Consider the following 24,917-nt stretch of genomic DNA (forward strand, 5'->3'; position numbering starts at 1 on the left):
ACTCACTCCGGCTTGGTGCTGCGGCCGAGCAACAACGCGAACGCCTGGTCCACCGACAAACCCTTGTGGCACACCCGGTTCACCGCGTCGGTCAGCGGCATCTCGACGTCGTAGCTCTCGGCGAGCGCCAGCACCGACTGGCAGGACGTGACGCCCTCGGCGACCTTGCCACTGGCCGCGGCCGTCGCCGACTCCATGGTGCCGCCGCGCGCCAGACGTTCGCCGAAGCTGCGGTTGCGGGACTGCGGTGAGGTGCAGGTCGCGACCAGATCACCGACGCCGGCAAGCCCGGCCAGCGTTACGCCCTTGGCGCCGAGCGCGATTCCCAATCGCATGATCTCGGCCAGCCCACGCGTGATGATCGCGGCGGCGGTGTTCTCGCCGAACCCGGCGCCCGCCGCCATCCCGCACGCCAGCGCGATGACGTTCTTGCAGGCCCCGCCCACTTCGGCGCCGATCACGTCGGCGCTGGTGTACGGGCGGAAGTAGCCGGTGGCGAATGCGCGCTGCAGCGCGACCGCGCGTCCGGAATCTGTGCACGCGATGAGGGTGGCGGCGGGCTGCTCGTCGACCACTTCGCTGGCCAGGTTCGGGCCGCTGAGGACTGCGACGCGACTCGGATCGGCACCCGTCACCTGGACGATGACCTGGCTCATGCGCAACAGGTTGTCGAGCTCGATGCCCTTGGCCACGCTGACCAGCGTGGTGTCGTCACCCAGATATCCGGTCCAGGCGGACAGGTTGGTGCGCAGCGTCTGGGACGGCACCGCCAGCAGCACGGTGCAGGCACCCGTCAGCGCCTCGGCGGGATCCGCCGTCGCCTTGATGGACGCCGGCAGCGCCCGGTCGCCGAGATATTTCGAGTTCCGGTGGGTCTCGTTGATCTCGCGTGCCACCTCGGCGCTGCGCGCCCACAACGTCACATTGTTGCCCGCGTCCGCCAGGACTTTCGCCAGTGCCGTCCCCCACGCGCCGGCACCCATCACCGCTGCCTCCACCACGCGTCAACAGTAGCCCCGCCGACGCTTTGGCAGTATGGCGGTCATGAGCGGCGACCCGAGGGTGCAGACGGCCGGTGATGTCACCGGTGTCGGGTTGATCATCGCGGTGAAACGGCTGGCCGCGGCCAAGACCCGACTGGCCCCCGTTTTCGCCGGCGATCTGCGCGAGCAGGTGGTGCTCGCGATGCTGCTCGACACCATCACGGCCGCCCTGGCCGTGCCGGCCGTCGGCTCGGTGACGGTCGTCACCCCCGACCCCGACGCCGCCGCCGCGGTGCGTGAACTCGGCGCCGATGTACTGGTGGACCCCACTCCGGCCGGACACCCCGATCCGTTGAACCACGCACTGGCCGCCACCGAGCGCGCGCTGCGGGACCGCGTGACGAACATCGCGGTGTTGCAGGGCGACCTGCCTGCACTGCGCACCGCCGAATTGGCCGACGCCATCGCCGGCGCCAGTCGGCATGCCCGCAGTTTCATCGCCGACCGGCACCGCACCGGCACCGCGGCCCTCTTCGCCTTCGGCGCCCCGCTGGTCCCCGAGTTCGGCACGGATTCCGCACGGCGCCATGCGGATTCGGGTGCGGTGGAGCTGGACGGCGAGTGGCCGGGACTGCGCTGTGACATCGACACCCCCGACGACCTCGAGACGGCGCGCCGGCTCGGTCTCGGCCCCGCCACGACCCGGATCGTCGGCGCGACGCTGCGTTGACCGTGCCCCGTTTCCGCCATCGGCATTCACCAACCATGTGGCTTGCGTCCCGCCGATAGGGAATGATCGTCGGGGTGACCGACGCCGACATCCGACCCGCACATACCGACCGGACACCCGTCGACTCGGACCCCGAACCGCTGCCGGCGGCCACCGCGGATCCGACGGACGGCGCACTACCTGATGACCGCTACCTCAACCGCGAGCTGAGCTGGCTGGACTTCAATGCCCGCGTCCTGGCGCTGGCTGCCGACCGGTCGCTGCCGCTGTTGGAGCAGGCCAAGTTCCTGGCGATCTTCGCCTCGAATCTCGATGAGTTCTACATGGTGCGGGTGGCCGGGCTGAAGCGCCGCGACGAGACCGGCCTGTCGGTCCGGTCGGCGGACGGGCTGTCGCCGCGCGAACAGCTGCGCCGGATCGGTGAACGCACCCAGCAGATCTCGACCCGGCACGCCAACGTGTTCGGTGAGGTGGTGCGTCCGGCACTGGCCGAGCAGGGCATCACGATCGTCAACTGGAGCGAGCTGGACGAGCACGAGCAGTCCAAGCTCTCCACGTATTTCCACGATCAGGTGTTCCCCGTGCTGACACCGCTGGCCGTCGACCCCGCGCACCCCTTCCCGTTCGTCAGTGGCCTGAGCATCAACCTCGCCATCACCGTGCGCAATCCCGACGACGGCACCCAGCATTTCGCCCGAATCAAAGTGCCGGACAACGTGGATCGGTTCGTGGAACTGCCCGACCCGGGGACGGCGGCCGACGGCGTGAAGTCGCGGGTGCGGTTCCTGCCGATGGAAGAACTCATCGCCGCATTCCTGCCGGTGCTGTTCCCCGGGCTGGACATCGTCGAGCATCACGCCTTCCGGATCACCCGCAACGCCGACTTCGAAGTCGAAGAGGACCGCGACGAGGATCTGCTGCAGGCGCTGGAACGCGAGCTTGCGCGCCGCCGGTTCGGCTCGCCGGTGCGGCTCGAAGTCGCCACCGACATGACCGAGAACATGCTCGACCTGTTGCTGCGCGAGCTGGACGTGCACCCGGGCGACGTCATCGAAGTTCCTGGACTGCTGGACCTTTCGTCACTGTGGCAGATCTACGGCGTCGACCGGCCCGACCTGAAGGATCGGCCGTTCGTGCCGGCGACTCCCCCGGCGTTCGGCGAACGCGAGACGCCGAAGAGCATCTTCTCGACGCTCCGCGACGGGGATGTCCTGGTGCACCACCCGTACGACTCGTTCTCCACCACGGTGCAGCGTTTCATCGAGCAGGCCGCCGCCGACCCGAACGTGTTGGCCATCAAGCAGACGCTGTACCGCACCTCGGGTGATTCGCCGATCGTCAACGCGCTGATCGATGCCGCCGAGGCCGGCAAGCAGGTGGTGGCGCTGGTGGAGATCAAGGCCAGGTTCGACGAGCAGGCGAACATCAAGTGGGCCCGCCAGCTGGAGCAGGCGGGCGTGCACGTGGTGTACGGCCTCATCGGACTCAAGACGCACTGCAAGACGGCGTTGGTGGTGCGCCGCGAAGGTTCGACGATCCGCCGGTACTGCCACATCGGCACCGGCAACTACAACCCGAAAACCGCACGCCTGTACGAAGACGTGGGCCTGCTGACCGCCGCACCCGAGATCGGCGCCGACCTCACCGACCTGTTCAACTCGTTGACGGGCTACTCACGCAAGGTCTCGTACCGCAACCTGTTGGTCGCTCCGCACAGCGTGCGACGCGGCATCATCGAGCGCATCGAGCGCGAGATCGAAGCCAAGCGCGCCGGCGGCGACGGCCGCATCCGGATGAAGATGAACGCGTTGGTCGACGAGCAGGTCATCGACGCGCTGTACCGGGCGTCGCAGGCCGGGGTGCGTGTCGAGGTCGTGGTCCGGGGTATCTGCGCACTGCGTCCCGGCGCCGAGGGATTCTCCGAGAACATCGTGGTGCGGTCGATTCTCGGCCGCTTCCTTGAACATTCACGCGTTATTCACTTCAACGCCATCAATGAATTCTGGATCGGCAGTGCCGACATGATGCATCGTAATCTCGACCGGCGCGTCGAGGTGATGGCGCAGGTGAAGGACCCGAGACTGACCGAGGAGCTGAGCGGCGTGTTCGATTCCGCGATGGATCCGGCGACCCGCTGCTGGGAGCTGGGTCCGGACGGACACTGGACTGCGCTGCCCCGGGAAGGCGAGAAGGTACGGGATCACCAGGTGTCGATCATGGAGCGGCACCGCACACCGTAGTTGTCGCACGGCAACTGACGCACCGCGAAAACCTGATCCCGACAACCACATCCAGGAGCACAGGTGCCGAACAAGACGGCGCACGACAACCGCGTGACGCCGGTGCTGGCGGCCGGGGCGGTGTTGTGGCGCCCCGGCGAGTCCGGAGAGCCGCTGATCGCCGTCGTCCACCGACCGCGCTACGACGACTGGTCGCTGCCCAAGGGCAAGGTGGATCCCGGTGAGACCGAACCGGTTACCGCCGTGCGGGAAATCCTGGAGGAGACCGGGTACGCGTCGGTCCTGGGCCGCCGGCTGGCCTCCGTCAGCTACCCGCTGGAGTACGGCACCAAGAAGGTCCGCTACTGGGCGGCGCGCACGACCGACGGCGACTTCAGTCCCAACTCCGAGGTGGACAAGCTCGACTGGCTGCCGGTGGCCGAGGCGATGCTCCGGCTGCAGTACCCGCATGACCGAAAAGTTCTGCGGCGCTTCACCCGTCGACCCGGCGATACCCGCACCGTGCTGATCGTCCGGCACGCCACCGCGGGCCGCAAGGCCCGGTACAAAGGTGACGACCGGCTGCGGCCTCTCGACAAGAAGGGCCGGGCACAGGCGGAATCGCTTGTCGGCCAACTGCTCGCTTTCGGTGCCAGCGACGTCCACGCGGCGTCGCGGACCCGGTGCCATCAGACCGTCGAGCCGCTGGCGCAGGAACTCGGTGTCCGGATCCGGGACGAGCCGACGCTCACGGAAGAGGCCTTCGCGGCCGACCCCGACGCTGCGCGGAAGCGGGTGCTGAAGATCGCCGCGAGAAGCGACAGCGAAACGGTCCCCGTCATCTGCACGCAGGGCAAGGTGATCCCGGACCTGATTTCGTGGTGGTGCGAGCGCAGCGGTATCCGGCCCGACAAATCGCGTAATCGCAAGGGCAGCATGTGGGTGATGTCACTGCACGGTGACACGCTCGTCGCCGCCGATCACATCGGCAGCCCCTTGCCGACCAAAAGCTAGCGCTCCACACACAGACACGCCGTGGATCGGTTGATCCACGGCGTGTCCGAGTCGGACCTATCGGATAGGGCTTAGCGGCGGCCCTTCTTGGCGGGAGCAGCCTTCTTAGCCGGAGCGGCCTTCTTGGCGGGAGCGGCCTTCTTGGCCGGAGCCGCAGCCTTCTTCGCCGGTGCGGCCTTCTTGGCGGGAGCGGCCTTCTTGGCCGGAGCCGCAGCCTTCTTCGCCGGTGCAGCCTTCTTGGCGGGAGCGGCCTTCTTGGCCGGAGCCGCAGCCTTCTTCGCCGGAGCGGCCTTCTTGGCGGGAGCGGCCTTCTTGGCCGGAGCCTTGGTGGCGGCAGCCTTCTTGGCGGGAGCAGCCTTCTTGGCCGGGGCGGCCTTCTTGGCAGCGCCGCGCTTGGCCGGAGCTGCGGTGGCGCCGCGCTTCACGGCGGGGCCATCAGCCGAAAGACGCTGCTGGCCAGCGACAACGGCCTTGAACTGAGCGCCCGGGCGGAAAGCCGGAACCGACGTCGGCTTCACCTTGACGGTCTCACCGGTGCGCGGGTTGCGCGCGACGCGGGCGGCGCGGCGACGCTGCTCGAAGACGCCGAAGCCGGTGATGGTGACGCTCTCACCCTTGTGCACGGCGCGGACGATGGTGTCCACGATGTGCTCGACGGCCGCGGTGGCCTGACGACGATCGGTGCCCAACTTTTCTGTCAGGGCATCGATGAGTTCTGCTTTGTTCATCCAAAACCTCCGATTTCAGTGGCCCTGGCTGGACCGACTAATGCACACGGTAAACCCAGTACCCGCCGATTTCCAAGAGCCACGCCCGGTTTCGGGCATAGCTATGACGAAATTCGGCAATCCGGTTGGCCCACTTGGGAGGTGGTTGAGAGGTTTCGAAACGTGGTTGCGGGGGCAGGGATTCGAGCTGCGCCCGAGTGCCGAAATTGCTCCGCAGGCCCTCTGACGGGACCTGCGGAGCCCCTTGGTCAGGCCGGCAGAGTGTGCGGTTTGTAGCTCGGCCGACGCTTCTCGAAAGCCTCGATCTCGTCGCGTTTCCGCAGCGTAAGGCCTATATCGTCAAGTCCTTCGAGCAGCCGCCACGCGGTGTAATCGTCAATCTTGAAGGGCAGCACGACCGTTCCCGCGGTCAAATTCCGATCTTGAAGATTCACAGTGATTTCCAGCCCCGGATTCTGCTCGATGAGCTTCCAGAGCAGTTCGACATCGTCCTGTGCGACCTCCGCGGCGAGCAATCCGGCCTTGCCAGAATTTCCCCGAAAAATATCTGCGAAGCGCGACGAGATGACGACCCGGAATCCGTAATCCATCAATGCCCACACCGCGTGTTCGCGCGACGAGCCGGTGCCGAAATCGGGTCCGGCGACCAGAACCGAGCCGCGGTCGAACGGCGGGAGGTTGAGGATGAACGACGGATCGGTGCGCCAGCCGGCGAACAGCCCGTCCTCGAAACCCGTTCGGGTGACCCGCTTCAGGTACACCGCGGGGATGATCTGGTCGGTGTCGACATTGGACCGGCGCAGCGGAACGCCGATTCCGGTGTGGGTGTGGAAAGCCTCCATTACAGTGCGCTCCTAGCTCAGATCAGCGGGTGAGGACAGGGTTCCGCGCACCGCGGTGGCGGCGGCGACGGCGGGAGACACCAGGTGGGTGCGGCCGCCCTTGCCTTGGCGGCCTTCGAAATTCCGGTTGGATGTCGAGGCGCTGCGCTCGCCCGGAGCCAGCTGATCGGGGTTCATGCCCAGACACATCGAGCAGCCGGCCTGCCGCCACTCGGCGCCGGCGGCGGTGAAAACCTCTCCCAGACCCTCGGATTCGGCCTGTGCACGCACCGCCATCGACCCGGGCACCACGAGCATCCGCACGCCGTCGGCGATCTTGCGGCCACGCAGCACATCGGCCACCACCCGCAGATCTTCGATCCGGCCGTTGGTGCAGGAACCGACGAACACGGTGTCCACCGCGATGTCCCGCATGGGCGTATTGGCCCGAAGGTCCATGTAGGCCAACGCCTTTTCGGCGGCCAGCCGGTCACCTTCATCGAACATTTGTTCTGGGTCAGGGACATTCGCGGACAGCGGCACACCCTGCCCGGGGTTGGTACCCCAGGTGACGAACGGGCTCAGGGTGGCCGCGTCGATGTGCACCTCGGTGTCGAATTCGGCACCCTCGTCAGTACGTAACGCCGTCCAGGCCGCCACGGCCGCGTCCCAATCCGCCCCCTGCGGCGCATGCGGACGGCCCTTGAGGAACTCGAACGTCGTCTCGTCGGGCGCCACCATGCCGGCGCGGGCACCCGCTTCGATGCTCATGTTGCAGATCGTCATGCGGCCTTCCATCGACAGCGATTCGATGGCACTGCCGCGGTATTCGATGACGTGACCCTGACCGCCGCCCGTACCGATCTTGGCGATCACCGCGAGAATGATGTCCTTGGCACTGACTCCCGGCGGCAGTTCGCCGTCGACATTGACCGCCATGGTCTTGAACGGCTTGAGCGGCAACGTCTGGGTCGCCAGCACATGCTCGACCTCGGACGTGCCGATGCCCATCGCGATCGCGCCGAAGGCGCCGTGCGTCGAGGTGTGGCTGTCACCACACACCACCGTCATACCGGGCTGGGTCAGACCCAGCTGCGGTCCGATGATGTGCACGATGCCCTGCTGCGCGTCACCCATCGGGTGCAGGCGGATGCCGAATTCCGCACAGTTGCGCCGCAGCGTCTCAACCTGAGTGCGGGACACGGGATCCGCGATCGGCTTGTCGATGTCGATCGTGGGGACGTTGTGGTCCTCGGTCGCGATGGTGAGGTCCGGGCGATGCACGGGACGACCGGCCAGGCGCAGGCCGTCGAATGCCTGCGGGCTGGTGACCTCGTGCACCAGATGAAGATCTATATAGATGAGATCGGGTTCGCGGGCGGCGCCTTCACCGGCACCCTCGACCACCACATGGTCCGCCCAGACCTTCTCCGCCATGGTGCGTGGCTTGTTCGTCATGACTGTGCAGTTCCTTCCGCGATACCCGGGAGGGCTGACCTACCATCTCACAATGCGAGACGTTAGTATCTCCCTGTGAGACAGGATAGCGGCATCGGCGTCCTCGACAAAGCGGTGGGTGTGCTGCATTCAGTGGCCGAGTCACCGTGTGGACTGGCCGAACTGTGCACCCGCACCGGGCTGCCCCGGGCGACCGCCCACCGACTGGCAGCAGGCCTCGAGGTCCACCGACTTCTGGCCCGCGACAACGAGGGACGGTGGCGGCTCGGCCCGGCACTGACCGAATTGGCCGGGCAGGTCAACGATCCGCTGCTGAGCGCGGCGGGCGCGGTGCTGCCCCGGCTGCGCGAGATCACCGGCGAGAGCGTGCAGCTCTACCGCCGGGAAGGCATGGCCCGGGTGTGCGTCATGGCCCTCGAACCACCGTCGGGTCTGCGCGACACCGTGCCGGTCGGCAGCCGCCTGCCCATGACCGCCGGCTCCGGTGCCAAAGTCCTGCTGGCGTACAGCGATCCCGCGACGCAGCAGGCGGTGCTGCCGACGGCGAAGTTCACCGACCGGGTACTGGCGGAGGTCCGCAGGCGCGGTTGGGCACAGAGCGCCGCCGAGCGCGAGCCCGGCGTGGCCAGCGTCTCGGCACCGGTGCGGGACAACCGCGGTGCGGTGATCGCGGCGGTGTCGGTGTCGGGGCCGATCGACCGGATGGGCCGCCGCCCCGGCGTGCGCTGGGCGAGCGATCTGCTGGCCGCGGCCGAAGCGCTCACCCGTCGTCTGTGACACCAATCAGCAAACCTTTGAATCCGCCGCATCCGGTGACGACGGCGGCGCTGATCACCTAAGTTCCTAAGAGGCCCCGGCAGCGCCGGCGGGGAGTACCGCCGTTGGAAAGTAGGTTTCATCGTGTCGCAGCCACCGCAGTGGCTGGCAACCGCACGGATGCTGCGCCGCACGGGCTTCGGAACCACCGGAGCCCAGGTGGACGCTGTCGTCAAGCAGGACTGGTCGGGGTATCTCGATTGGGCGCTGAGCCTCGATCCGAACGCCGACCCGGGTGCCATCGCGACCCCGATGCCGAAATCCCCCATCCCGCAATACCCGCCGTCGGGTGCCTCGGCCACCGAGATCGCCGCATTCGGCCAGGAACTCGTGGCGCGCATGCAGGAACTGTCGGGCTGGTGGTTGCGCCGCATGGCCGCCGTGCAGCAGCCCATCCACGAGAAGCTGACGCTGTTGTGGCACAACCACTTTGCCACCTCGGCAGAGAAGGTCAACGCGGCCCAGTTGATGGGCGAGCAGAACGAGAAGCTGCGCACCCTCAAGCTCGGTGACTTCGGCAGCCTCGCGTGGGCCATGCTCACCGACGGTGCGATGCTGCACTGGCTCGACGGTGACGTGAACACCGCCGCGGCGCCCAACGAGAACCTGTCCCGCGAGTTCATGGAGCTCTTCACCATGGGACATGCCAACGGCTACACCGAGATCGACGTCAAAGAGGGCGCCAAGACCCTCACCGGGCGGCACCTGAAGCCCGACGGCAGCACCGTCATCTACGCCGAGCATCACGACGAGTCCGTCAAGACCGTGCTCGGGGTCACCGGCAACCTCACCGACACCGACTTCTGCAACATCGTCCTGCGCCAGCCCGCCTCCGCCGCGTTCGTCGCCGGAACCCTCTGGCGCCTGCTGGCTTCGGACCAGCCGGCCTCCCCCGACACCGTGACCCGCCTGGTCGCCGCCTACGGCCCCAACCGAGATCTCAAGGCGCTCACCAAGGCCGTCGTGCTCGATCCCGAATTCACCAAGGCCGCCGGCACCGTCGTCAGCACTCCCGTGGAATGGCTGATGGGCATCGTCCGGTCGCTCGCGGTCCCCCTCGACGACGAGCACGTCCTCGCCGACCTCGACCAGGTGCTCCGGGTGATGGGTCAGCGCCCCTTCTATCCGCCGGACGTCGGCGGCTGGCCCCGCGGCCAGCTCTGGTTGTCGACCAACAGTGCGGCGGCGCGGGTCTGGGCCGCCAACCGGCTGCTGGCGCTCAGCGACATCAGCGCCGTCGAGCAGATGGCGTCCAGTGAGCGGATCGACGGCGTCGGTTACCTGTTCGGCATCGGCGCCTGGTCGGATCGCTCGGCAGCCGCGCTCAAACCGTTGGTCTCCGATCCACACCGGCTGGTGGCAGCGGCCGTCATCACCCCCGAGTACGTGACGTCCTGAAGAGATCCCCATGCCCGAGTTCAATCGCCGCAAGTTCTTGATCGCCAGCGCCGGTGCCGGCGCCGCCGGTCTGCTCGGCGGTGTCGCCGCGGTGACGCTGCCCGATCTGCTGCGCGAAGGTCAGGACCGTCCGCTGCCGACCAACCAGGGCATCCTGGTGATCGTCACGCTCTACGGCGGCAATGACGGCCTCAACACCGTTATCCCGTACGCCGACAACGCCTATCACGACGCCCGCCCCGAACTCGCCTACAAGCCCGAGGAAGTGCTCCACCTCGACCCGGCGTTCGGGCTCAACCCCGCGCTCACCGGGATGTCGAAGCTGTGGCAGTCCAACAAGCTCGCGATCGTGCGCGGTGTCGGCTACCCGAAGCCCGACCGCAGCCACTTCCGCTCCATGGACATCTGGCAGACCGCCAACCCCGTCGACGCGGTCACCAGCGGCTGGATCGGCCGCTGGCTCGACACCAGCGGCGACGACCCGATCCGCGCCGTAAACATCGGCACCGTGCTGCCGCCCCTGGCCGTCGGCCAAAAGCACGTCGCGGCATCACTTTCCGACTTCGTGCCGGCCATCCCGCCCGACGTCGCGCGCACGTTGGCCGCGCTCAGCGCCGACGACCCGAACGACACCACCGCCATGAGCCAGGTGTGCGAGTCCTACCGTGCCAACCACTCCACCAACAGCCGCTTCGCGCCGGTGATCAACGGCCGCCTGCAGACCATCGGCCAGGCCGACAACCAGTTGGCCAGTGACCTGGAACTGGTGGCCCGCTGCATCCGCGCCGGGGTGCCCACGCAGGTGTACATGACGCAGCTGCTGGGCTTCGACACACACGCCGACGAGCGCGCCCCCCAGCAGGCATTGCTCAAGACCCTCGACGACGCGCTCACGCCTTTCTTCCACAAGCTTCAGGGCACGCCGTACGGCCGCAACGTCGTGGTGCTGATGTACTCGGAATTCGGGCGGCGCGTCGCGGCCAACGCCTCACAGGGCACCGACCACGGCACGTCCGGTCCGGTGTTCATCGCCGGCACTCCCGTCAAGGGCGGGTTCTACGGCGACGAGCCGAGCCTTACCGATCTCACCGACGGCGATCTGAAGACCACCGTCGACTTCCGTGACGTTTATCACGAACTGCTCCACGGCACCCTCGGCGCCGATCCGGAGCCGTCGGTCGGGCGCGGCCGGCGGGATCTCGGATTCCTGGCCGGCGGCAGGTAAGACCCCGAGAAAGACAAAACGCCGGACCTGTTGTCAGGTCCGGCGTTCGTACGTACCCCCGATGGGATTCGAACCCACGCTACCGCCGTGAGAGGGCGGCGTCCTAGGCCGCTAGACGACGGGGGCTAGAACTTCCGGAGCGATAGCTTAGCTCAGTTGCGCTGGCTGACCTAATCGCTCCGGCAGCTGGGGTACCAGGACTCGAACCTAGAATGGCTGAACCAGAATCAGCTGTGTTGCCAATTACACCATACCCCATTTGATGCCCATAACCGCAGGTCACGGGCATCTTCGGCCTGGAAACCTCAGCGGATGTTCGCCGCTTTGCGCTTTCCGGGCCGACGAGCAGACTACCAAACAGTTGGCCCTGCCTTTAAATCGCCCGCTCACAGGCCGTTTCGGGCCGCCTGCAACCGCGCCAGACTGCGCTCACGGCCGAGCAATTCCATCGACTCGAACAGCGGCGGGCTGACCGTCGCGCCCGTGACCGCCACCCGGATGGGACCGAACGCCTTGCGGGGCTTGAGTTCCAGGCCGTCCAGAAGCGCCGCCTTGAGCGCGGCCTCGATGTTGGCGGTGTTCCACTCGCCGACGCCCGCCAAGGCGCTCAGCGTCGCGTCCAGGACCGCGGCAGCCTCGGGCTTGAGTTCCTTGGCCGCCGACTTCTCGTCGATCACGTAGGCGTCGTCGTTGAAGAACTTCACGAGGTCCCACGCGTCGCCGAGGACCACGATGCGGGTCTGGATCAAGTCGGCCGCCGCGGCGAAAGCCAAGGCGTCCAACGTGGTGTCGTGGCCGTGCGCGTCGAGGTACGCCTTGAGCCGTGCGGCGAAGTCCTCCGGGGCCAGCCGGCGGATGTGCTCGGCGTTGATGGCGTCGGCCTTCTTCTGGTCGAATCGCGCCGGGTTCGAGTTGACGTCGGCCACGTCGAAGGCCGCCACCATCTCGTCGAGACTGAAGAGGTCGTTGTCGTCGGCGATGCCCCAGCCCAGCAACGCCAGGTAGTTCAGCAGGCCCTCGGGGATGAATCCGCGGTCGCGGTGCAGGAACAGGTTGGACTGCGGGTCGCGCTTGGACAGCTTCTTGTTGCCGTCACCGAGAACGCTTGGCAGGTGGGCGAATTGCGGCACCGCGTCGGCGATACCGATCCGGATCAGCGCCTGGTACAGCGCGATCTGCCGCGGCGTCGACGGCAGCAGATCCTCGCCGCGCAGCACATGGGTGATCTTCATCAGCGCGTCGTCGACCGGATTGACCAAGGTGTACAACGGCTCTCCGCTCGCGCGCGTGATCGCGAAGTCCGGAACCACGCCGGCGGCGAAGGTCGTCTCGCCACGCACCAGGTCCACCCAGGTGATGTCCTCGTCGGGCATCTTGAGGCGCAGCACCGGCTTTCGGCCCTCGGCCTCGAACGCGGCCTTCTGCTCGGCGGTGAGGTCGCGGTCGTAGTTGTCGTAGCCCAGCTTGGGGTTACGGCCCGCCGCGAGGTGCCGGGCCTCGACCTCTTCGGGTGTCGAGTAGGCCTCGTAAACCTCGCCCGCGGCAAGCAGTTTCGCGATCACGTCGCGGTAGAGGTCGCCGCGCTGCGACTGCCGGTACGGCTCGTAGGGGCCGCCGACCTCGGGCCCCTCATCCCAGTTCAGCCCGAGCCAGCGCAGCGCGTCGAGGATCGCGTTGTAGCTCTCCTCGCTGTCGCGCGCGGCATCGGTGTCCTCGATCCGGAAGACGAAGTCGCCACCGGTGTGTCGCGCGTACGCCCAGTTGAAGAGGGCGGTGCGGACCAGGCCGACGTGCGGCGTGCCGGTCGGCGACGGACAGAAGCGAACCCTGACAGGTGTGGTCACGTTATTTCCCTTTACGCACAACAGGATTGGAGAGGGTGCCGATACCCTCGACGGTGATGCTGACGGTGTCGCCGTCCTCGATGGGGCCGACGCCCTCGGGGGTTCCGGTGAGGATGATGTCGCCGGGCAGCAGCGTCATGACGGCCGAGACCCATTCGATGATGGCGCCGACGTCGTGCAGCAGCAGCGCGGTGTTGCTGTCCTGACGTTTCTCACCGTTCACCTCGGTACGGATGTCCAGGTCGGCCGGGTCCACCGCGGTCTCGATCCACGGGCCGACGGGGCAGAACGTGTCGTGCCCCTTGGCCCGCATCCACTGGCCGTCCTTCTTCTGCTGATCACGTGCCGAGACGTCGTTGGCGATCGTGTAGCCGAGGATGTAGTCCTTGGCCTTGGCGGCCGGGATGTCCTTGCCCGGACGTTCGATGACCACCGCCAACTCGCCCTCGTGGTGCACCGGGTTGGCGTCTGCGGGCAACTGGATCGGGATGTTCGGCCCGATGATCGCGGTGTTGGGTTTGAGGAAGATCACCGGATCCTCGGGCGGCTCGCTGCCCATCTCACGGGCGTGTGCCGCGTAGTTCTTGCCCATGCAGATCACCTTGCTGGCCAGGATCGGCGCCAGCAGCCGGACGTCGGCCAGCGGCCAGGTGCGTCCGGTGAAGGTGGGGTTGCGGGACAGGTACTGCTCAGCGATTTCTTTGCAGACCGCATCGGAGTTCGGGTCGCCCTCGATCACCACAAAAGCGACGCCGTCTGGACTGGCAATTCGACCTAGGCGCATCCGCCCAGCCTAGTGAGGCCCGCTGGTCAGCCCGCGAACTGGGCTTGAAGGAACGGGGTGGAGTCGGCCATCGAGGTCAGCACAGTGCTGGAGTGGTCGTCTTCGGGGTAGACGTAGAGCGCCACGTCCTGGCCGTTGGCCTTGAGCTGATCGGCGAACTTCAGGGTCGACGACGGCGGCACGTCACGGTCTTTGAGGCCGACGCCGAGGAAGATCGGCCGGTCGTAGCCGGTGATCGGCGTGCCCATGAAGTCGGCCAGCGCGCCGCGCATGCCCGGTAGCGATGCCAGTGGGGCGGAGAAGAACTGCGACGGCGTCAGACCCGTGACCGCCGCGCTCAACGGTGCCGTGCACAGCGTTTCGGCCTTGTCGGCAGCGGCCAGACCAGCCGGTGTGAGCACACTGTTGACGTCCGGGCGGAGCTCCCGGAATCCGGCGAGGATGTACGCCGTATAGGCCGACGCGATGGGACCCAGCCCGGGCGGCAGCACCATGTCGGGACCGGCCGTGATGACGACATCGTCGATGTTCGCCGGGGTGCCGGTCGCCACGACGCCGCGGTAATCCAGGCCTGTCCCCTTGCTGAATTCGGTGGCCCACCGCGCGCTCGCGACCGCCGCGGCGCCGCCCTGGGACTGGCCGACGAGCGCCCACTTCGGCGACAGCGGCAGATTCATGTGATGCGCGGCGATCACCGAATCGATGATGGCGTGCGCGGTGGCGACGCTGTTGAGGTAGCTCATCAGGCCCGGGGTACCCAGACCCGTGTAGTCGGAGCCGACGACGACGTAGCCCTGATCCAGCCAGTGGGACAGGTATTCGTTGTCGCGCGCACTGCGCGGCTGCGCCGAGGGCGTGCAGTCGTCACCGAGGCCGACGGTGCCGTGCGCCCAGGCGATGACGGGCCACCCGCCCGCGGGGGCTTCGCCGTTCGGCACGAACACCGCTGCGGTGCTGACGGCGGGCGAATTGTGTTGGTCGGTGGTCGAATACAGGATCCGGTACGCGCGCGCCGCACCGGCGACCGACAGCTCGGGGCGCAGCGGGACGGTCCGGATGAGCGCGCCCGCCGGCGGCACCCGGTCCGCGAATGCCCGGGCGTCCAGGCCCGACCAGTTCGGCGCGGCCGCCCATGCCGTGGGCAGCGGCGCCGCCACCAGCGCCAAGCCGACCGCGAAAGCCGCCGCCAGCCGGGAAAGGTTCACTCGCAGAGCCATGACGGAACCCTATGCCTTCTCATATATTGAGAAATAGATTCATATCTTGAGAACCACGGTGGCACCATGAAGCCATGGCCACCAATGTGTCAGCCGTCCGCCGCTGGTCGATGCTGGTGATCGCGCTCGGTTCGACGATGTGCGCCAACGTCTTCATCAACGGCGCGGCCTTCCTGATCCCGACGCTGCATGGCGAACGCGGGCTGGACCTGTCACGCGCCGGGCTGGTCTCGGCCATGCCGAGCTTCGGCATGGTGCTGACGCTGATCGCCTGGGGCTGGGTCGTCGACCGGGTCGGTGAGCGGTTCGTTCTGGTTGTCGGGTCACTGTTGACGTCGTTGGCGGCGTTCGCGGCGGCCTGGGCCGACTCGTTGGTGGCGGTCGGCGCCTTCTTGTTGCTGGGCGGCATGGCGGCCGCGAGCTCCAATTCGGCGAGCGGCCGGTTGGTGGTCGGCTGGTTCCCGCCGGAGCAGCGCGGCCTGGTGATGGGCATTCGCCAGACGGCGCAGCCGTTGGGAGTCGGGTTGGGCGCCTTGGTGATTCCGCGTCTGGCCGAGTCGTCAGGGGTGTCCGCCGCGCTGCTGTTCCCCGCGATCGCCTGTCTGGTCGCCGCCGTGGTGACCGTGCTGGGCGTCATCGACCCGCCCCGGCCGCCCCGATCCTCCGCCCCCGCAACCGATCTGGCCAATCCCTACCGCGGGTCGTCGGCGCTGGCACGCATCCACGCGGTGTCGGTGCTGCTGGTCGTGCCGCAGTGCCTGGTGTGGACCTTCTCACTGGTGTGGCTGATGACAGCGCACGGTTGGTCCGCCGGAGCGGCGGGCACGATGGTGACGGTGGCCCAATTGTGCGGTGCCGCAGGGCGCATCGGCGCCGGCCGGTGGTCGGATCTCGCCGGATCGCGGCTGCACCCGGTGCGGGTCATCGCGATTCTGGCCGGTGCCACCATGGGGCTGCTGGCGCTGTGCGACTACCTGCACTGGCCGGTGGCGGTGTTCGTGATGGTGGTCGCGTCGGTGGTGACGGTGACCGATAACGGGTTGTCCTTCACCGCGATTGCCGAGATCGCCGGGCCGTTCTGGAGCGGCCGGGCGTTGGGTGTGCAGAACACGGCGCAGTTGCTGACGGCAGGCATCGTGCCGCCGGCATTCGGCGCCTTGATCGGAGTCTTCGGGTTCCCGGCGGCGTTCGCGGTGTGCGCGCTGTTCCCGGTGCTGGCCGTGCCGCTGGTACCGGTCGCGGCAGACCCGTTGCGGGCCAAGCCCGTTCCCGACGTCGACTCCTACGCCGAACGTGAGGCCTGACGAGACGACGCGCCGCCGGCGCCTCGAAATCCCCCACGCTCGGCCTAGGCCACAGCGCTGGCTGCCCAGCGATATCGCGGTGTAGGCCCCGTACCCACCCTCGTTGTCGTAGATCTGCACGTGGTGATGCGTTGTGCCCCGTGCTCTGTCACCTGTGCACACTGCTGGGCTGCGATGTGCCGGCGGGATTCGAACCCATTTGCACTGCCCTCCGCGCGCCTGGAACGGTTAGGAGCCGTTTGCGGTTTGTGCACGCCTCCGCGACAACTACCTGCTACACCATGCCGCTGTCAGTCCAGCAGCTCGATCTCCCAGTTGGCCTTCTGGATTCGGACGTCGAGCTCGCGCAGCTCCTGCGCCACGCGATCGGCCCGCGACCGCAGATCGCCGACAGACAAGGCCGACAACATCTTCAGTTCCGAACGCAGCTGCCGCGAGTAGCCATGCTGGTTGGCGCCCGCTGCCGCGTCCGCGGCCGTGGTCAGCACGTGGTGCCGCAACCGCAGCGCGTCACGCCGGCCGAGTGCGTCGGTGAGCGTGCCGTCCGCCCCGACCGAGTTGGCCGCGTTGGTCAGGTTGATCCGCCGGATCAGGGATTCGTAATCGCCCAGCGCGCCTTCGATCTCGACGAGTAGCGCTGCGGCGTCCTCGGCGGGCTCCTCGCCTTCCTGGAACCGGGCATTACCCACCACGCGCACGCGCAACTGCTCGATTCGGCGAACCGCGTTCGCACGCAACGACAAAGCTTCTGCCAACTTCATGATTTTCACCTCGCTTCTCGTGGCACAGGCCGAGCATTCGTTTCTCGGCCCGAACCATGATGAGCGCAAAAGGGTTGGCCGGCAACGCATTTTTCAGCGGGCCGGCCCGCCGGCCGCGATCAGTTCTGCGCGCCGACAAAGAACAGTACGAGTACCGCAACCAGACCGAACAGGGCGGCGAAGAATGCGCCACATGCCACGTCGTCGAACCGTGGCCGCACCGTCGCAACCAGAACCGCTGCCGCGGCGACCAGTAACGCGCCGGCCGGCGCGAACAGCCAGTAATACAACAACGGCGCCGGCGACATCACGACCAGGCCGAGCGCGTAGCCACCGAACAGATATCGCGGATCAACGTCCCGCTCGATCCGTGGATCGAGCGTGCTTTCATGCTCGAAGGACATACCCACCTCCTCTGGTCAGCGATACATCGTCACCGTGGCAACGGCCTGCAGGTACAGCAGACCGACAATGAACCAAACGCTCGCGGGTGCGACCACCAGTGCCACGGCGACGCTGGTGAGTACCCGTGCGCGCGACAGCAGCGCCGCAATCAGTAGGCATATCAGCGAAAGACACACCGCTGCAGTCAGATTCGTTCCGTCGACCCGATCGAGGTGCGGATCATCGCCGGGGCCCATGGCCCCGACCGCCAGCAGACCCCAGCCGATTCCCCCTAAGACCGCGCCGGCGAGTACGCCGCGCGTCAAGTCCCTACCAGTCAAACGTCCCCCCGATCCGGTGCACTCATATCCCCCGTCGCCGGCACGCCCTCGGCCAGCCCGTACTGCAGGTACACGATGCCGGCCGGGCTGGATACCGGGTCCTTGAGCAGCGTCAGATTGGACGGCACCGCGCCGCCGTCGAACACTTTCTTGCCGACCCCCAGCACAATAGGATGCACCCACAGGTCGATGCGATCAAACAGTTTTTCGCGCAACAGGGTCTGTACGAAGTTCAAACTCCCGACCACCTTCACGTGCTCGTGGCGTTCGCGGATTTCGCGCACTTCGGTCACCAAATCCGCGCCGATCTGCGACGAACCCGACCACGACAGGTCCGGCGTGCCGCGCGAGGCGACGTACTTGGGAATGCGATTGAACATGTCGGCGAATTCGTCATCCTGGTGCGGCCAGTAACCCGCGAAGATGTCGTATGTCCGCCGGCCCAGCAGCAGTGCATCGGTGCCCTCGTACGCGGCGCCGACCTGCTCCCCCGACACATCGTCGATCAGCGGTGCCTGCCACCCTTCGAACGGAAAACCGCCGTCGGCGTCTTCTCCGGGACCGCCGGGCGCCTGCCCGACGAGGTCGAGGGTGGCGAACAGCGCGAGGTGAATCTGGCCCATTTCTGGCTCCTGACGAGTCGGTGGTGTCTGTCAGTGAGGTAGACCATCGGACTCGGCGAAACTCATCGGAGCGGCCGGCTACTTCCCGGACAGCACCCGGTACTGCGCCGAAATCTGTTGGTCCACAGCAGTTTCGTCGTCGGCGAAGACCTGGAACACAAATCTGTCGGTACGCGCGAGGCAGCTGTAATGCCACCCCAGGATGCGCCATGTCACGGTGGCATCCGGGCGCGCGAAGTCGCGAAGGTGCTCGAAACACCGCGCGCCGGGGAACCCCGGCACCGGCCCCGCCATCTGCACGTCCGGATTCGTCATGGTCAAAGCGCTGGTGGCGTCCAGCAGCTGCGCGGCCGAATCCGCATTGGGCGCCTGGTAGACCCGGCCCCACCGCTGCGTCACCCACTGAACGCCGGCACGTTCGAACTGGGTGGTCATGCTCACCGGGTCGGATTCGAAATGCAGCCATGCCCGCGGTCGCCACGTCCCGATCAGCACCCCCTGCTGCCGATCGGGGGTGGTGATCGTCTTCGACAACAACTGGTCGTCGCTCGGATCTTTGGGCAGGTCAGCGAGTTTCGCCGGTTCGGTCGGCACGAAGCTCTTGATCAGCGATTGCTGCCTGCCGAGCAGGTCGGAAGCCAGCAGCTTGGCCCGCAGCGGCGCATTGGTCGACTTGGTGGCTTTGGCACTGACGAATTGGTACAGCACAAACCGCCCCTGCGCGGTGTATGCCGCGACGCCACTGGCGCCCGTGCCGTAGTCCGCGCCGAGCGCCGGCACCGTCCCGACACCGACCGAGATCTGGACCGGATACGTCGGGAACGGAGTGGCCACGATCGGGCCGAACTGCGCGGTGAACTCACCCGCGGCCGCGGCCGCCTGGGCATCATCGGGGAACATCAGCACCGCATTCTGGATTTCCAGATCAGAGTCTTTGGACCCGGATGACCGGTACGACCCGAAACCGGCAACCAGGTTGTGCGCCCTGGCAATGCCCTGCATGACATTGTCTTTGGACACCCCGAGGATGTTGTCGACGCCGAACTCCGACGTCATGGTGCCGGTCCCGATCGCCCCCGGTTTCGTCACCGACGCATCGATTTCCCAAGGCCCGACGACGTATTCGGCCATGCGGGTGGATTCGACGATCGACTGCGTGAGCGGGTTGGGGCCGGCGCTGAAGAACGGGGTGCTCGGCTTGATCTGGTAGTTACCGGTCCGCAGTTGGCTGACGTCGGGTTCGGGGTCGCTCAGGGAGCCGCCGAACCGCGCGGTGCCGGTCGTGGCCGTCGAGCAGCCGGCGATCACGCACACGCACGTGACCACGGCCAACGCCAGGTTCCGGATCCCCACGATCCAACACTAACTGTGGCCGAGGCGCGCCAGCACTGATCGCACGCACTCCGCGACCGCCTCGTTGAACGGCCCGGCGTCCCGCCGCACGGTGCGGGTGCGGATCAACACCGTGAGCATGACCCGCTCGCGTTTGGGTCCGATGAGCATGCCGGCGTCGTTGGTCGACCCGTAGTCGCCGCTGCCGGTCTTGTCCGCGCTGGTCCATCCCTCGGGCAGACCCGCGCGAAAACGCCTGGTGGACGTCGCCGTCTCGCCCATCCACCGTTGCAGCTGAAACTGCGCCGCACCCGGCAATGCATCGCCGACGAGAATCGCGCGGTACCCGCCGCACAGGGCCCGTGGCGTGGTGGTGTCGCGGAGGTCGCCGGGCGCCGCCTCGTTGAGGTCCGGTTCCCAGCGATCCAGCCGCGTCTGCGAATCGCCGATCGAGCGGGCGAAATCCGTCAGGGCGGACGGCCCGCCGATGGTCCGCAACATGATGTTGCCTGCGGCGTTGTCGCTCTGGGTCAGGGCCGCCGCACAAATGTCCCGTAGTGGCATCCGCGCCCCGACCGCGGGGCCCAGCACCGGCGAGTTGACAACGATGTCCGCGGTGGTGATCGGCACCATGGCATCGAGATTCGCCTGACCCGCCTTGGCCATCTGCAGGATGCGTGCCGCCGCATACGCTTTGAATGTCGAGCAGATCGCGAACCGCTCGTCGGGACGGTGCTCGACCGTCGCCGAAGACTCCAAATCAACTGCGTAGACGCCGATTATCGCCTGATAGCGATCTTCCAGTTCTTCGAAGCTGGTCGGCTCGTCCGCCTTGGTGGGCTGGCACCCGGCCAGCACGCCCGTGGCGGCCAACCCGACGATGAAATCCCGTCGGCTCAGCGATACCCCCACGCATCCCAGCCAACCATGTATCGGCGCGCCACGCCAACGCGGGGTGCTCCACCGGAGCACACCTGCCACGCAGCCACGCCTTCTTTTGGCTCCCAACCGGTTACGCCCGGTCGTCCGACTCAGTGGCAGCGAACGGCGCGAGCAGGAACTCGTCGACGAATCTGGTGAACGTCTCGTCGACAAAGGACGGGTCGGGTGCGGTGAAGTACTCGATGATCAAGCCCTGGAAGGTGGCCAGCGCGATCCGCGAGCGAGTTTCGGCGACGTGGTCGGGCATCCCCAGGGCGAGCAGGCGCGCCTTCGAATTGCGCGTCAGCAGCGACAGGGTGTCCCAGGTGTATTCGCGGTAGGGACTGTCGACCCCACATGCGGCGCCGAAGATCTGCAGCACGATGCGCAGACTGTCGCGGCGGTCTCCGCGGGTGCACTCATACCAGTCGTCGAAGCACCATTGCCGATGTGCGGCAACGGAATCCGGCAGGTCCAGCTCCTCGGTGGCCGGTATCGCCGCACGCTGTTGCCGGTTCAAGACTTCGAGCATGAGGTTCTCTTTGGTACCGAAGTAGTACACGAGCATCCGGGCACTGGTCCCGAGCTGAGATGCGAGCTCGCGCAACGAGGTGTCGACCACCCCGGTGCGCGCCAAAATGGCGCCGGCAGTGACCAATAGCTCTTCGCGTTTCGCGTGGTCGAATGGCCTCGGCACGCTTGACTGTAACAGTTGCTTCGAATACTGATGGTGTGGTGGGTGTGAACACGAGGGCGGGGGGCGCTCGGTGAGCCTGGTGCGCGATGACGCCGACTCGGTGACCAACGACGAGCCCGAGACCCCACTGGCCGGTGCCGACCGCCCGCTGCGCCGAACCCGGTGGGTGGCGATCGTGGCCGGCCTGGTGGGATTCGTTGCCAGCGTCATGATTCCGGTGCTACCGGTGGTGCAGACGACCGCGACGCTGAACTGGCCGCAAGGCGGGCAGCTGGGCAACGTCACCGCACCCCTGCTCTCGTTGACGCCGGTATCGCTGGCGGCATCGGTGCCGTGCACGCTGATTCGCGAAGTGCCGGCCGCCGGCGGCCTGATCCTGGGGACGGCGCCTGCGGCAGGTAAGCAGGCGATGCTCAACGGGCTCTTCGTCACCGCCACCGAGCAGCGCGTCGACGTGGTCGCACGCAACATCGTCATCCTCAGCGTGCCGCGCAGCCGCTTCAGCGACCCGCAATGCCGGCGGTTGCAGCTGTCGTCGTCGACGGCAGGCACGTTCGCCTCGATCATCGGCCTCAGTGATCCCGGAACCGGTGCGGCGCTGGGCGGCGGTTTCACCGACCCGAACCTGCGCCCCCAGATCGTCGGCCTGTTCACCGATCTGGCCGGTCCCGCCCCGGACGGACTCACCTTCTCGGCCACCGTCGACACCCGATTCACCAGCTCTCCCTCGGCGTTGAAAGCGGCGGCGATGCTGGCCGGTATCGCGGGCACAATCGTTGCGCTACTGGCGTTGTGGCGCCTGGATCGCCTCGACGGCCGTCGCGCCCGGCGGCTCATTCCCGTGCGCTGGCGGGCGTTCACCGCAGTGGATGCCACGGTGATCGCGGTGTCGGTGTTCTGGTACGTCGCCGGCGCGGGTTCCTCAGACGACGGCTACCAGTTCGGCATGTCCAACACGGCAAGTCACGCCGGCTACATGGCCAACTACTTCCGCTGGTTCGGCAGCCCCGAGGATCCGTTCGGCTGGTACTACGACCTGATCGCCGCGATGACCCGCGTCAGCCACGCCAGTCTGTGGCTGCGCCTGCCGGACCTCATCTGTGCACTGGTGTGCTGGCTGCTGCTGTCCAGAGAAGTGCTCCCCCGACTCGGTCCCGCCGTCGCCAGAAGCAAGCCGGCAGTGTGGGCGGCTGCCCTGGTGTTCATCGCGGCGTGGATGCCGTTCAACAATGGATTGCGTCCCGAAGGTCAGATCGCTACCGGCGCTCTCATCACGTACGTCCTGGTCGAACGGGCCATCGCGACGCGCCGACTCACACCGGTGGGGCTGGCGATCATCGTGGCGGCTTTCACGCTGGGCATCCAGCCCACCGGGATCATCGCCGTCGCCGTTCTGTTGGCCGCCGGTCGACCGATCGTCCGGATAATCGTGATCCGAGCCCGGACGATCGGGATCTGGCCCGCGCTGTTACCGCTTGCCGCAGCCGGATTCGTCGTGCTGACCATCGTGTTCGCCGACCAGACCCTGGCGGCGGTACGCGAGGCGACCGCGGTACGCACCGCCATCGGACCCGCCCAACCCTGGTACACCGAGAACCTGCGCTACTTCTATCTGATTCTGCCGACCACCGACGCCGCCCTGTCGCGCCGCTTCGGAATCTTGATGACCATCGCCTGCGTCTTCCCTTCAATGCTGATGTTGTTGCGCCGCAAACGAATTCCGGGCGTCGCCACCGGTCCCGTCTGGCGACTGATCGGCGTCATCTTCGCCACCTTGTTCCTGCTCACCTTCGCCCCGACGAAATGGATCCACCACTTCGGGCTGTTTGCCGCCGTGGGCGCCGCGATGGCGGCGGTGGCCACCGTGCTGCTCGGTCCGGCGGTACTTCGTTCGCCGCGCAACCGGATGGCGTTCCTGTCGGCCGTATTGTTCGTCCTGGCATTGTGTTTCGCCTCCACCAACGGCTTCTGGTACGTCTCCAGCTACGGCGTGCCGTTCAACGACAGCAGCCCCCATCTGGGGCCGGTCACCGTGAGCGCCGTCCTGTTCGCACTCTCTGTGCTGACCGCCGGCTACGCGGGCCGGCTGCATCTGGCCGCGCCCGCCGACCGCGAATCCCGCTTCACCCGGCTACTGACCGTCGCGCCCGTGCCGATCGCGGCCGGGTTCATGGTGCTGGTCTGTGTCGGGTCGATGCTGTACGGAGCCATCAAGGAATACCCCAGCTACTCCAATGGCTGGGCCAACCTGCGCGAGCTCGCCGGCGGCTGCGGGCTGGCCGATGACGTCCTGGTCGAACCGGACGCCAACAGCGGATTCCTGACGCCGGTCCCCGGAAACTACGGCCCCCTGGGGCCGCTGGGTGGCACCGATCCGATCGGCTTCGATCCGAACGGTGTACCCGAACACACACTGGCAGAGTCGGTTTGGCAGGATCACCCCAAATCAGGGACCGACTACGACTGGGACGCGCCCACCGCTCTCGACGCTCCCGGAGTCAACGGCTCCGGCGTCGTGTTGCCCTACGGCCTCGACCCCGCGCGGGTGCCGGTCGCCGGCAGCTTCGGCTACGGCCCGCAGCGCCTCAGCACGCTCGCGTCCGCCTGGTACCGGCTCCCCGCCGCCGACGCCGCCCACCCACTGGTCGTGGTCACCGCGGCCGGCACCATCACCGGCAACAGTGTCCTGTCGGGGCATACCGACGCCCAGACCGTCGCACTCGAATACGGCACACCCGGCCCCGACGGCGCACCGACCGCGCGTGGCCGACTCACGCCGTACGACATCGGCCCGCAACCGGCCTGGCGCGACCTGCGCTTCCCCCGCGCCGCAATCCCCGCCGACGCCCGTTACGTCCGGATCATTGCCGTAGACCAGTCGCTGGACGTCGGCGACTGGGTGGCCGTCACCCCGCCGCGTGTCCCCGAATTGCGTTCAGTTCAGGAGTATCTCGGCTCAACCCAACCGATCCTCCTCGACTGGGCGGTGGGCCTGGTGTTCCCGTGCCAGCAGCCCATGTTGCACGCCAACGGCGTCACCCAGGTCCCCACTTACCGCATCTCCCCGGACTATCCCGCCAAGATCGAAATGCCCGACACCTGGCAATCCGGCGAGAACGGCGGCCCACTCGGCATCACCGATCTTCTGCTGCGCGCCCACGTCATGCCGACCTACCTGTCGCGGGACTGGGGACGAGACTGGGGATCACTGCGCAGATACACACCGGTCGTCGATGCGCCCGAAGCACGTCTGGACCTCGGGACCGCGACCCGCAGCGGGCTGTGGAGCCCCGGCCCGATCCGTATCGGGCCGTGAC

General features: G+C 67.2%; 22 protein-coding genes and 2 tRNA genes. 8 read left to right on the forward strand and 16 right to left on the reverse strand.

The genetic code is table 11. The features are described 5' to 3' along the window. Positions 1-2: 2 nt before the first annotated feature. Positions 3-983, reverse strand: a complete 981-nt coding sequence (locus BR47_RS0102115) for an NAD(P)H-dependent glycerol-3-phosphate dehydrogenase (RefSeq protein ID WP_036421563.1) — start codon at positions 981-983, stop codon at positions 3-5. Between the two features lie 52 nt (positions 984-1,035). On the opposite strand from BR47_RS0102115, the gene cofC reads away from it, so the two are divergent. The 3 genes from cofC to mutT1 all read left to right on the forward strand — a co-directional run bounded on the left by cofC (position 1,036) and on the right by mutT1 (position 4,946). Further along, positions 1,036-1,713 carry a 2-phospho-L-lactate guanylyltransferase gene (cofC, locus tag BR47_RS0102120; protein WP_502685808.1) on the forward strand — a complete coding sequence of 226 codons (678 nt, stop codon included), beginning with the start codon at positions 1,036-1,038 and terminating at the stop codon, positions 1,711-1,713. A 62-nt stretch (positions 1,714-1,775) separates the two neighbouring features. Then, positions 1,776-3,953 (forward strand): RNA degradosome polyphosphate kinase, encoded by a 2,178-nt coding sequence (locus tag BR47_RS0102125; RefSeq protein WP_020103815.1) that lies wholly within the window; start codon positions 1,776-1,778, stop codon positions 3,951-3,953. A gap of 63 nt (positions 3,954-4,016) precedes the next feature. Further along, complete coding sequence (mutT1, locus tag BR47_RS0102130; RefSeq protein ID WP_029118438.1) at positions 4,017-4,946, forward strand: 8-oxo-(d)GTP phosphatase MutT1; 930 nt, start codon at positions 4,017-4,019, stop codon at positions 4,944-4,946. A gap of 71 nt (positions 4,947-5,017) precedes the next feature. Here mutT1 and BR47_RS0102135 read toward each other — a convergent pair whose 3' ends face one another. The 3 genes from BR47_RS0102135 to leuC form a co-directional block, all read right to left on the reverse strand. Beyond that, positions 5,018-5,674: an HU family DNA-binding protein gene (locus tag BR47_RS0102135; protein ID WP_029118439.1), complete on the reverse strand. Its 657-nt coding sequence runs from the start codon at positions 5,672-5,674 to the stop codon at positions 5,018-5,020. Between the two features lie 248 nt (positions 5,675-5,922). Next, positions 5,923-6,516: a 3-isopropylmalate dehydratase small subunit gene (leuD, locus tag BR47_RS0102140; RefSeq protein WP_029118440.1), complete on the reverse strand. Its 594-nt coding sequence runs from the start codon at positions 6,514-6,516 to the stop codon at positions 5,923-5,925. Between the two features lie 12 nt (positions 6,517-6,528). Beyond that, positions 6,529-7,953, reverse strand: coding sequence for a 3-isopropylmalate dehydratase large subunit (leuC, locus tag BR47_RS0102145; protein WP_020103819.1), 1,425 nt, complete (start codon positions 7,951-7,953; stop codon positions 6,529-6,531). A gap of 75 nt (positions 7,954-8,028) precedes the next feature. Here leuC and BR47_RS0102150 point away from each other — a divergent pair, with 75 nt between their 5' ends. From BR47_RS0102150 to BR47_RS0102160, 3 genes are all read left to right on the forward strand, one after another. After that, positions 8,029-8,730 carry an IclR family transcriptional regulator gene (locus BR47_RS0102150; RefSeq protein ID WP_029105769.1) on the forward strand — a complete coding sequence of 234 codons (702 nt, stop codon included), beginning with the start codon at positions 8,029-8,031 and terminating at the stop codon, positions 8,728-8,730. Between the two features lie 120 nt (positions 8,731-8,850). Beyond that, the gene (locus BR47_RS0102155; RefSeq protein WP_036426532.1) at positions 8,851-10,167 is read left to right on the forward strand and encodes a DUF1800 family protein; all 1,317 of its coding nucleotides are present in this window, start codon (positions 8,851-8,853) and stop codon (positions 10,165-10,167) included. A gap of 10 nt (positions 10,168-10,177) precedes the next feature. Then, positions 10,178-11,392: a DUF1501 domain-containing protein gene (locus tag BR47_RS0102160; protein WP_020103822.1), complete on the forward strand. Its 1,215-nt coding sequence runs from the start codon at positions 10,178-10,180 to the stop codon at positions 11,390-11,392. Between the two features lie 53 nt (positions 11,393-11,445). Here the strand turns inward: BR47_RS0102160 and BR47_RS0102165 are convergent. The 5 genes from BR47_RS0102165 to BR47_RS0102185 all read right to left on the reverse strand — a co-directional run bounded on the left by BR47_RS0102165 (position 11,446) and on the right by BR47_RS0102185 (position 15,237). After that, positions 11,446-11,518 (reverse strand) — tRNA-Glu (locus BR47_RS0102165). Between the two features lie 60 nt (positions 11,519-11,578). Beyond that, positions 11,579-11,650 (reverse strand) — tRNA-Gln (locus tag BR47_RS0102170). 128 nt (positions 11,651-11,778) lie between these two features. Continuing rightward, complete coding sequence (gene gltX, locus BR47_RS0102175) at positions 11,779-13,236, reverse strand: glutamate--tRNA ligase (RefSeq protein WP_029118442.1); 1,458 nt, start codon at positions 13,234-13,236, stop codon at positions 11,779-11,781. A gap of 1 nt (position 13,237) precedes the next feature. After that, positions 13,238-14,020, reverse strand: coding sequence for a fumarylacetoacetate hydrolase family protein (locus BR47_RS0102180; protein WP_029118443.1), 783 nt, complete (start codon positions 14,018-14,020; stop codon positions 13,238-13,240). A gap of 26 nt (positions 14,021-14,046) precedes the next feature. After that, a complete protein-coding gene (locus BR47_RS0102185; protein ID WP_051634556.1) occupies positions 14,047-15,237 on the reverse strand; it encodes an alpha/beta hydrolase family protein in 1,191 nt (396 codons plus the stop codon). Positions 15,238-15,311: 74 nt separating this feature from the next. Here BR47_RS0102185 and BR47_RS29455 point away from each other — a divergent pair, with 74 nt between their 5' ends. Continuing rightward, positions 15,312-16,541, forward strand: coding sequence for an MFS transporter (locus tag BR47_RS29455; protein ID WP_020103826.1), 1,230 nt, complete (start codon positions 15,312-15,314; stop codon positions 16,539-16,541). 290 nt (positions 16,542-16,831) lie between these two features. On the opposite strand, the gene BR47_RS0102195 is transcribed toward BR47_RS29455, so the two are convergent. The 7 genes from BR47_RS0102195 to BR47_RS0102225 form a co-directional block, all read right to left on the reverse strand. Next, the gene (locus BR47_RS0102195; protein WP_029105773.1) at positions 16,832-17,302 is read right to left on the reverse strand and encodes a DIP1984 family protein; all 471 of its coding nucleotides are present in this window, start codon (positions 17,300-17,302) and stop codon (positions 16,832-16,834) included. A gap of 119 nt (positions 17,303-17,421) precedes the next feature. Further along, positions 17,422-17,706: a hypothetical protein gene (locus tag BR47_RS0102200; protein WP_029118445.1), complete on the reverse strand. Its 285-nt coding sequence runs from the start codon at positions 17,704-17,706 to the stop codon at positions 17,422-17,424. 15 nt (positions 17,707-17,721) lie between these two features. Beyond that, the gene (locus BR47_RS0102205) at positions 17,722-18,012 is read right to left on the reverse strand and encodes a hypothetical protein (protein ID WP_141772144.1); all 291 of its coding nucleotides are present in this window, start codon (positions 18,010-18,012) and stop codon (positions 17,722-17,724) included. A gap of 11 nt (positions 18,013-18,023) precedes the next feature. Then, positions 18,024-18,650, reverse strand: a complete 627-nt coding sequence (locus tag BR47_RS0102210) for a dihydrofolate reductase family protein (protein WP_029118447.1) — start codon at positions 18,648-18,650, stop codon at positions 18,024-18,026. A gap of 78 nt (positions 18,651-18,728) precedes the next feature. Next, a complete protein-coding gene (locus tag BR47_RS0102215) occupies positions 18,729-20,003 on the reverse strand; it encodes a DUF7373 family lipoprotein (RefSeq protein ID WP_029118448.1) in 1,275 nt (424 codons plus the stop codon). 9 nt (positions 20,004-20,012) lie between these two features. Further along, positions 20,013-20,894: a class A beta-lactamase gene (bla, locus tag BR47_RS0102220; RefSeq protein ID WP_029118449.1), complete on the reverse strand. Its 882-nt coding sequence runs from the start codon at positions 20,892-20,894 to the stop codon at positions 20,013-20,015. Positions 20,895-20,994: 100 nt separating this feature from the next. Next, on the reverse strand, positions 20,995-21,600 hold the full coding sequence (locus BR47_RS0102225; RefSeq protein ID WP_029118450.1) for a TetR/AcrR family transcriptional regulator: 606 nt from the start codon (positions 21,598-21,600) through the stop codon (positions 20,995-20,997). 70 nt (positions 21,601-21,670) lie between these two features. On the opposite strand from BR47_RS0102225, the gene BR47_RS0102230 reads away from it, so the two are divergent. Further along, the gene (locus BR47_RS0102230; protein WP_081831167.1) at positions 21,671-24,916 is read left to right on the forward strand and encodes an arabinosyltransferase domain-containing protein; all 3,246 of its coding nucleotides are present in this window, start codon (positions 21,671-21,673) and stop codon (positions 24,914-24,916) included. Position 24,917: the final 1 nt, after the last annotated feature.

The sequence above is a fragment of the Mycobacterium sp. UNC410CL29Cvi84 genome (assembly GCF_000686745.1).
Taxonomy (GTDB): domain Bacteria; phylum Actinomycetota; class Actinomycetes; order Mycobacteriales; family Mycobacteriaceae; genus Mycobacterium; species Mycobacterium mucogenicum_B.

What these genes read in the sequence shown, in the direction of transcription:
- leuC (WP_020103819.1), bottom strand. Translation starts at nt 7,953, where the DNA reads ATGACGAACAAGCCACGCACCATGGCGGAGAAGGTCTGGGCGGACCAT.
- cofC (WP_502685808.1), top strand. Translation starts at nt 1,036, where the DNA reads ATGGCGGTCATGAGCGGCGACCCGAGGGTGCAGACGGCCGGTGATGTC.
- leuD (WP_029118440.1), bottom strand. Translation starts at nt 6,516, where the DNA reads ATGGAGGCTTTCCACACCCACACCGGAATCGGCGTTCCGCTGCGCCGG.
- BR47_RS0102135 (WP_029118439.1), bottom strand. Translation starts at nt 5,674, where the DNA reads ATGAACAAAGCAGAACTCATCGATGCCCTGACAGAAAAGTTGGGCACC.
- BR47_RS0102125 (WP_020103815.1), top strand. Translation starts at nt 1,776, where the DNA reads ATGATCGTCGGGGTGACCGACGCCGACATCCGACCCGCACATACCGAC.
- BR47_RS0102210 (WP_029118447.1), bottom strand. Translation starts at nt 18,650, where the DNA reads ATGGGCCAGATTCACCTCGCGCTGTTCGCCACCCTCGACCTCGTCGGG.
- BR47_RS0102185 (WP_051634556.1), bottom strand. Translation starts at nt 15,237, where the DNA reads ATGGCTCTGCGAGTGAACCTTTCCCGGCTGGCGGCGGCTTTCGCGGTC.
- BR47_RS0102115 (WP_036421563.1), bottom strand. Translation starts at nt 983, where the DNA reads ATGGGTGCCGGCGCGTGGGGGACGGCACTGGCGAAAGTCCTGGCGGAC.
- BR47_RS0102160 (WP_020103822.1), top strand. Translation starts at nt 10,178, where the DNA reads ATGCCCGAGTTCAATCGCCGCAAGTTCTTGATCGCCAGCGCCGGTGCC.
- BR47_RS0102200 (WP_029118445.1), bottom strand. Translation starts at nt 17,706, where the DNA reads ATGTCCTTCGAGCATGAAAGCACGCTCGATCCACGGATCGAGCGGGAC.
- BR47_RS0102180 (WP_029118443.1), bottom strand. Translation starts at nt 14,020, where the DNA reads ATGCGCCTAGGTCGAATTGCCAGTCCAGACGGCGTCGCTTTTGTGGTG.
- BR47_RS0102195 (WP_029105773.1), bottom strand. Translation starts at nt 17,302, where the DNA reads ATGAAGTTGGCAGAAGCTTTGTCGTTGCGTGCGAACGCGGTTCGCCGA.
- BR47_RS29455 (WP_020103826.1), top strand. Translation starts at nt 15,312, where the DNA reads ATGGCCACCAATGTGTCAGCCGTCCGCCGCTGGTCGATGCTGGTGATC.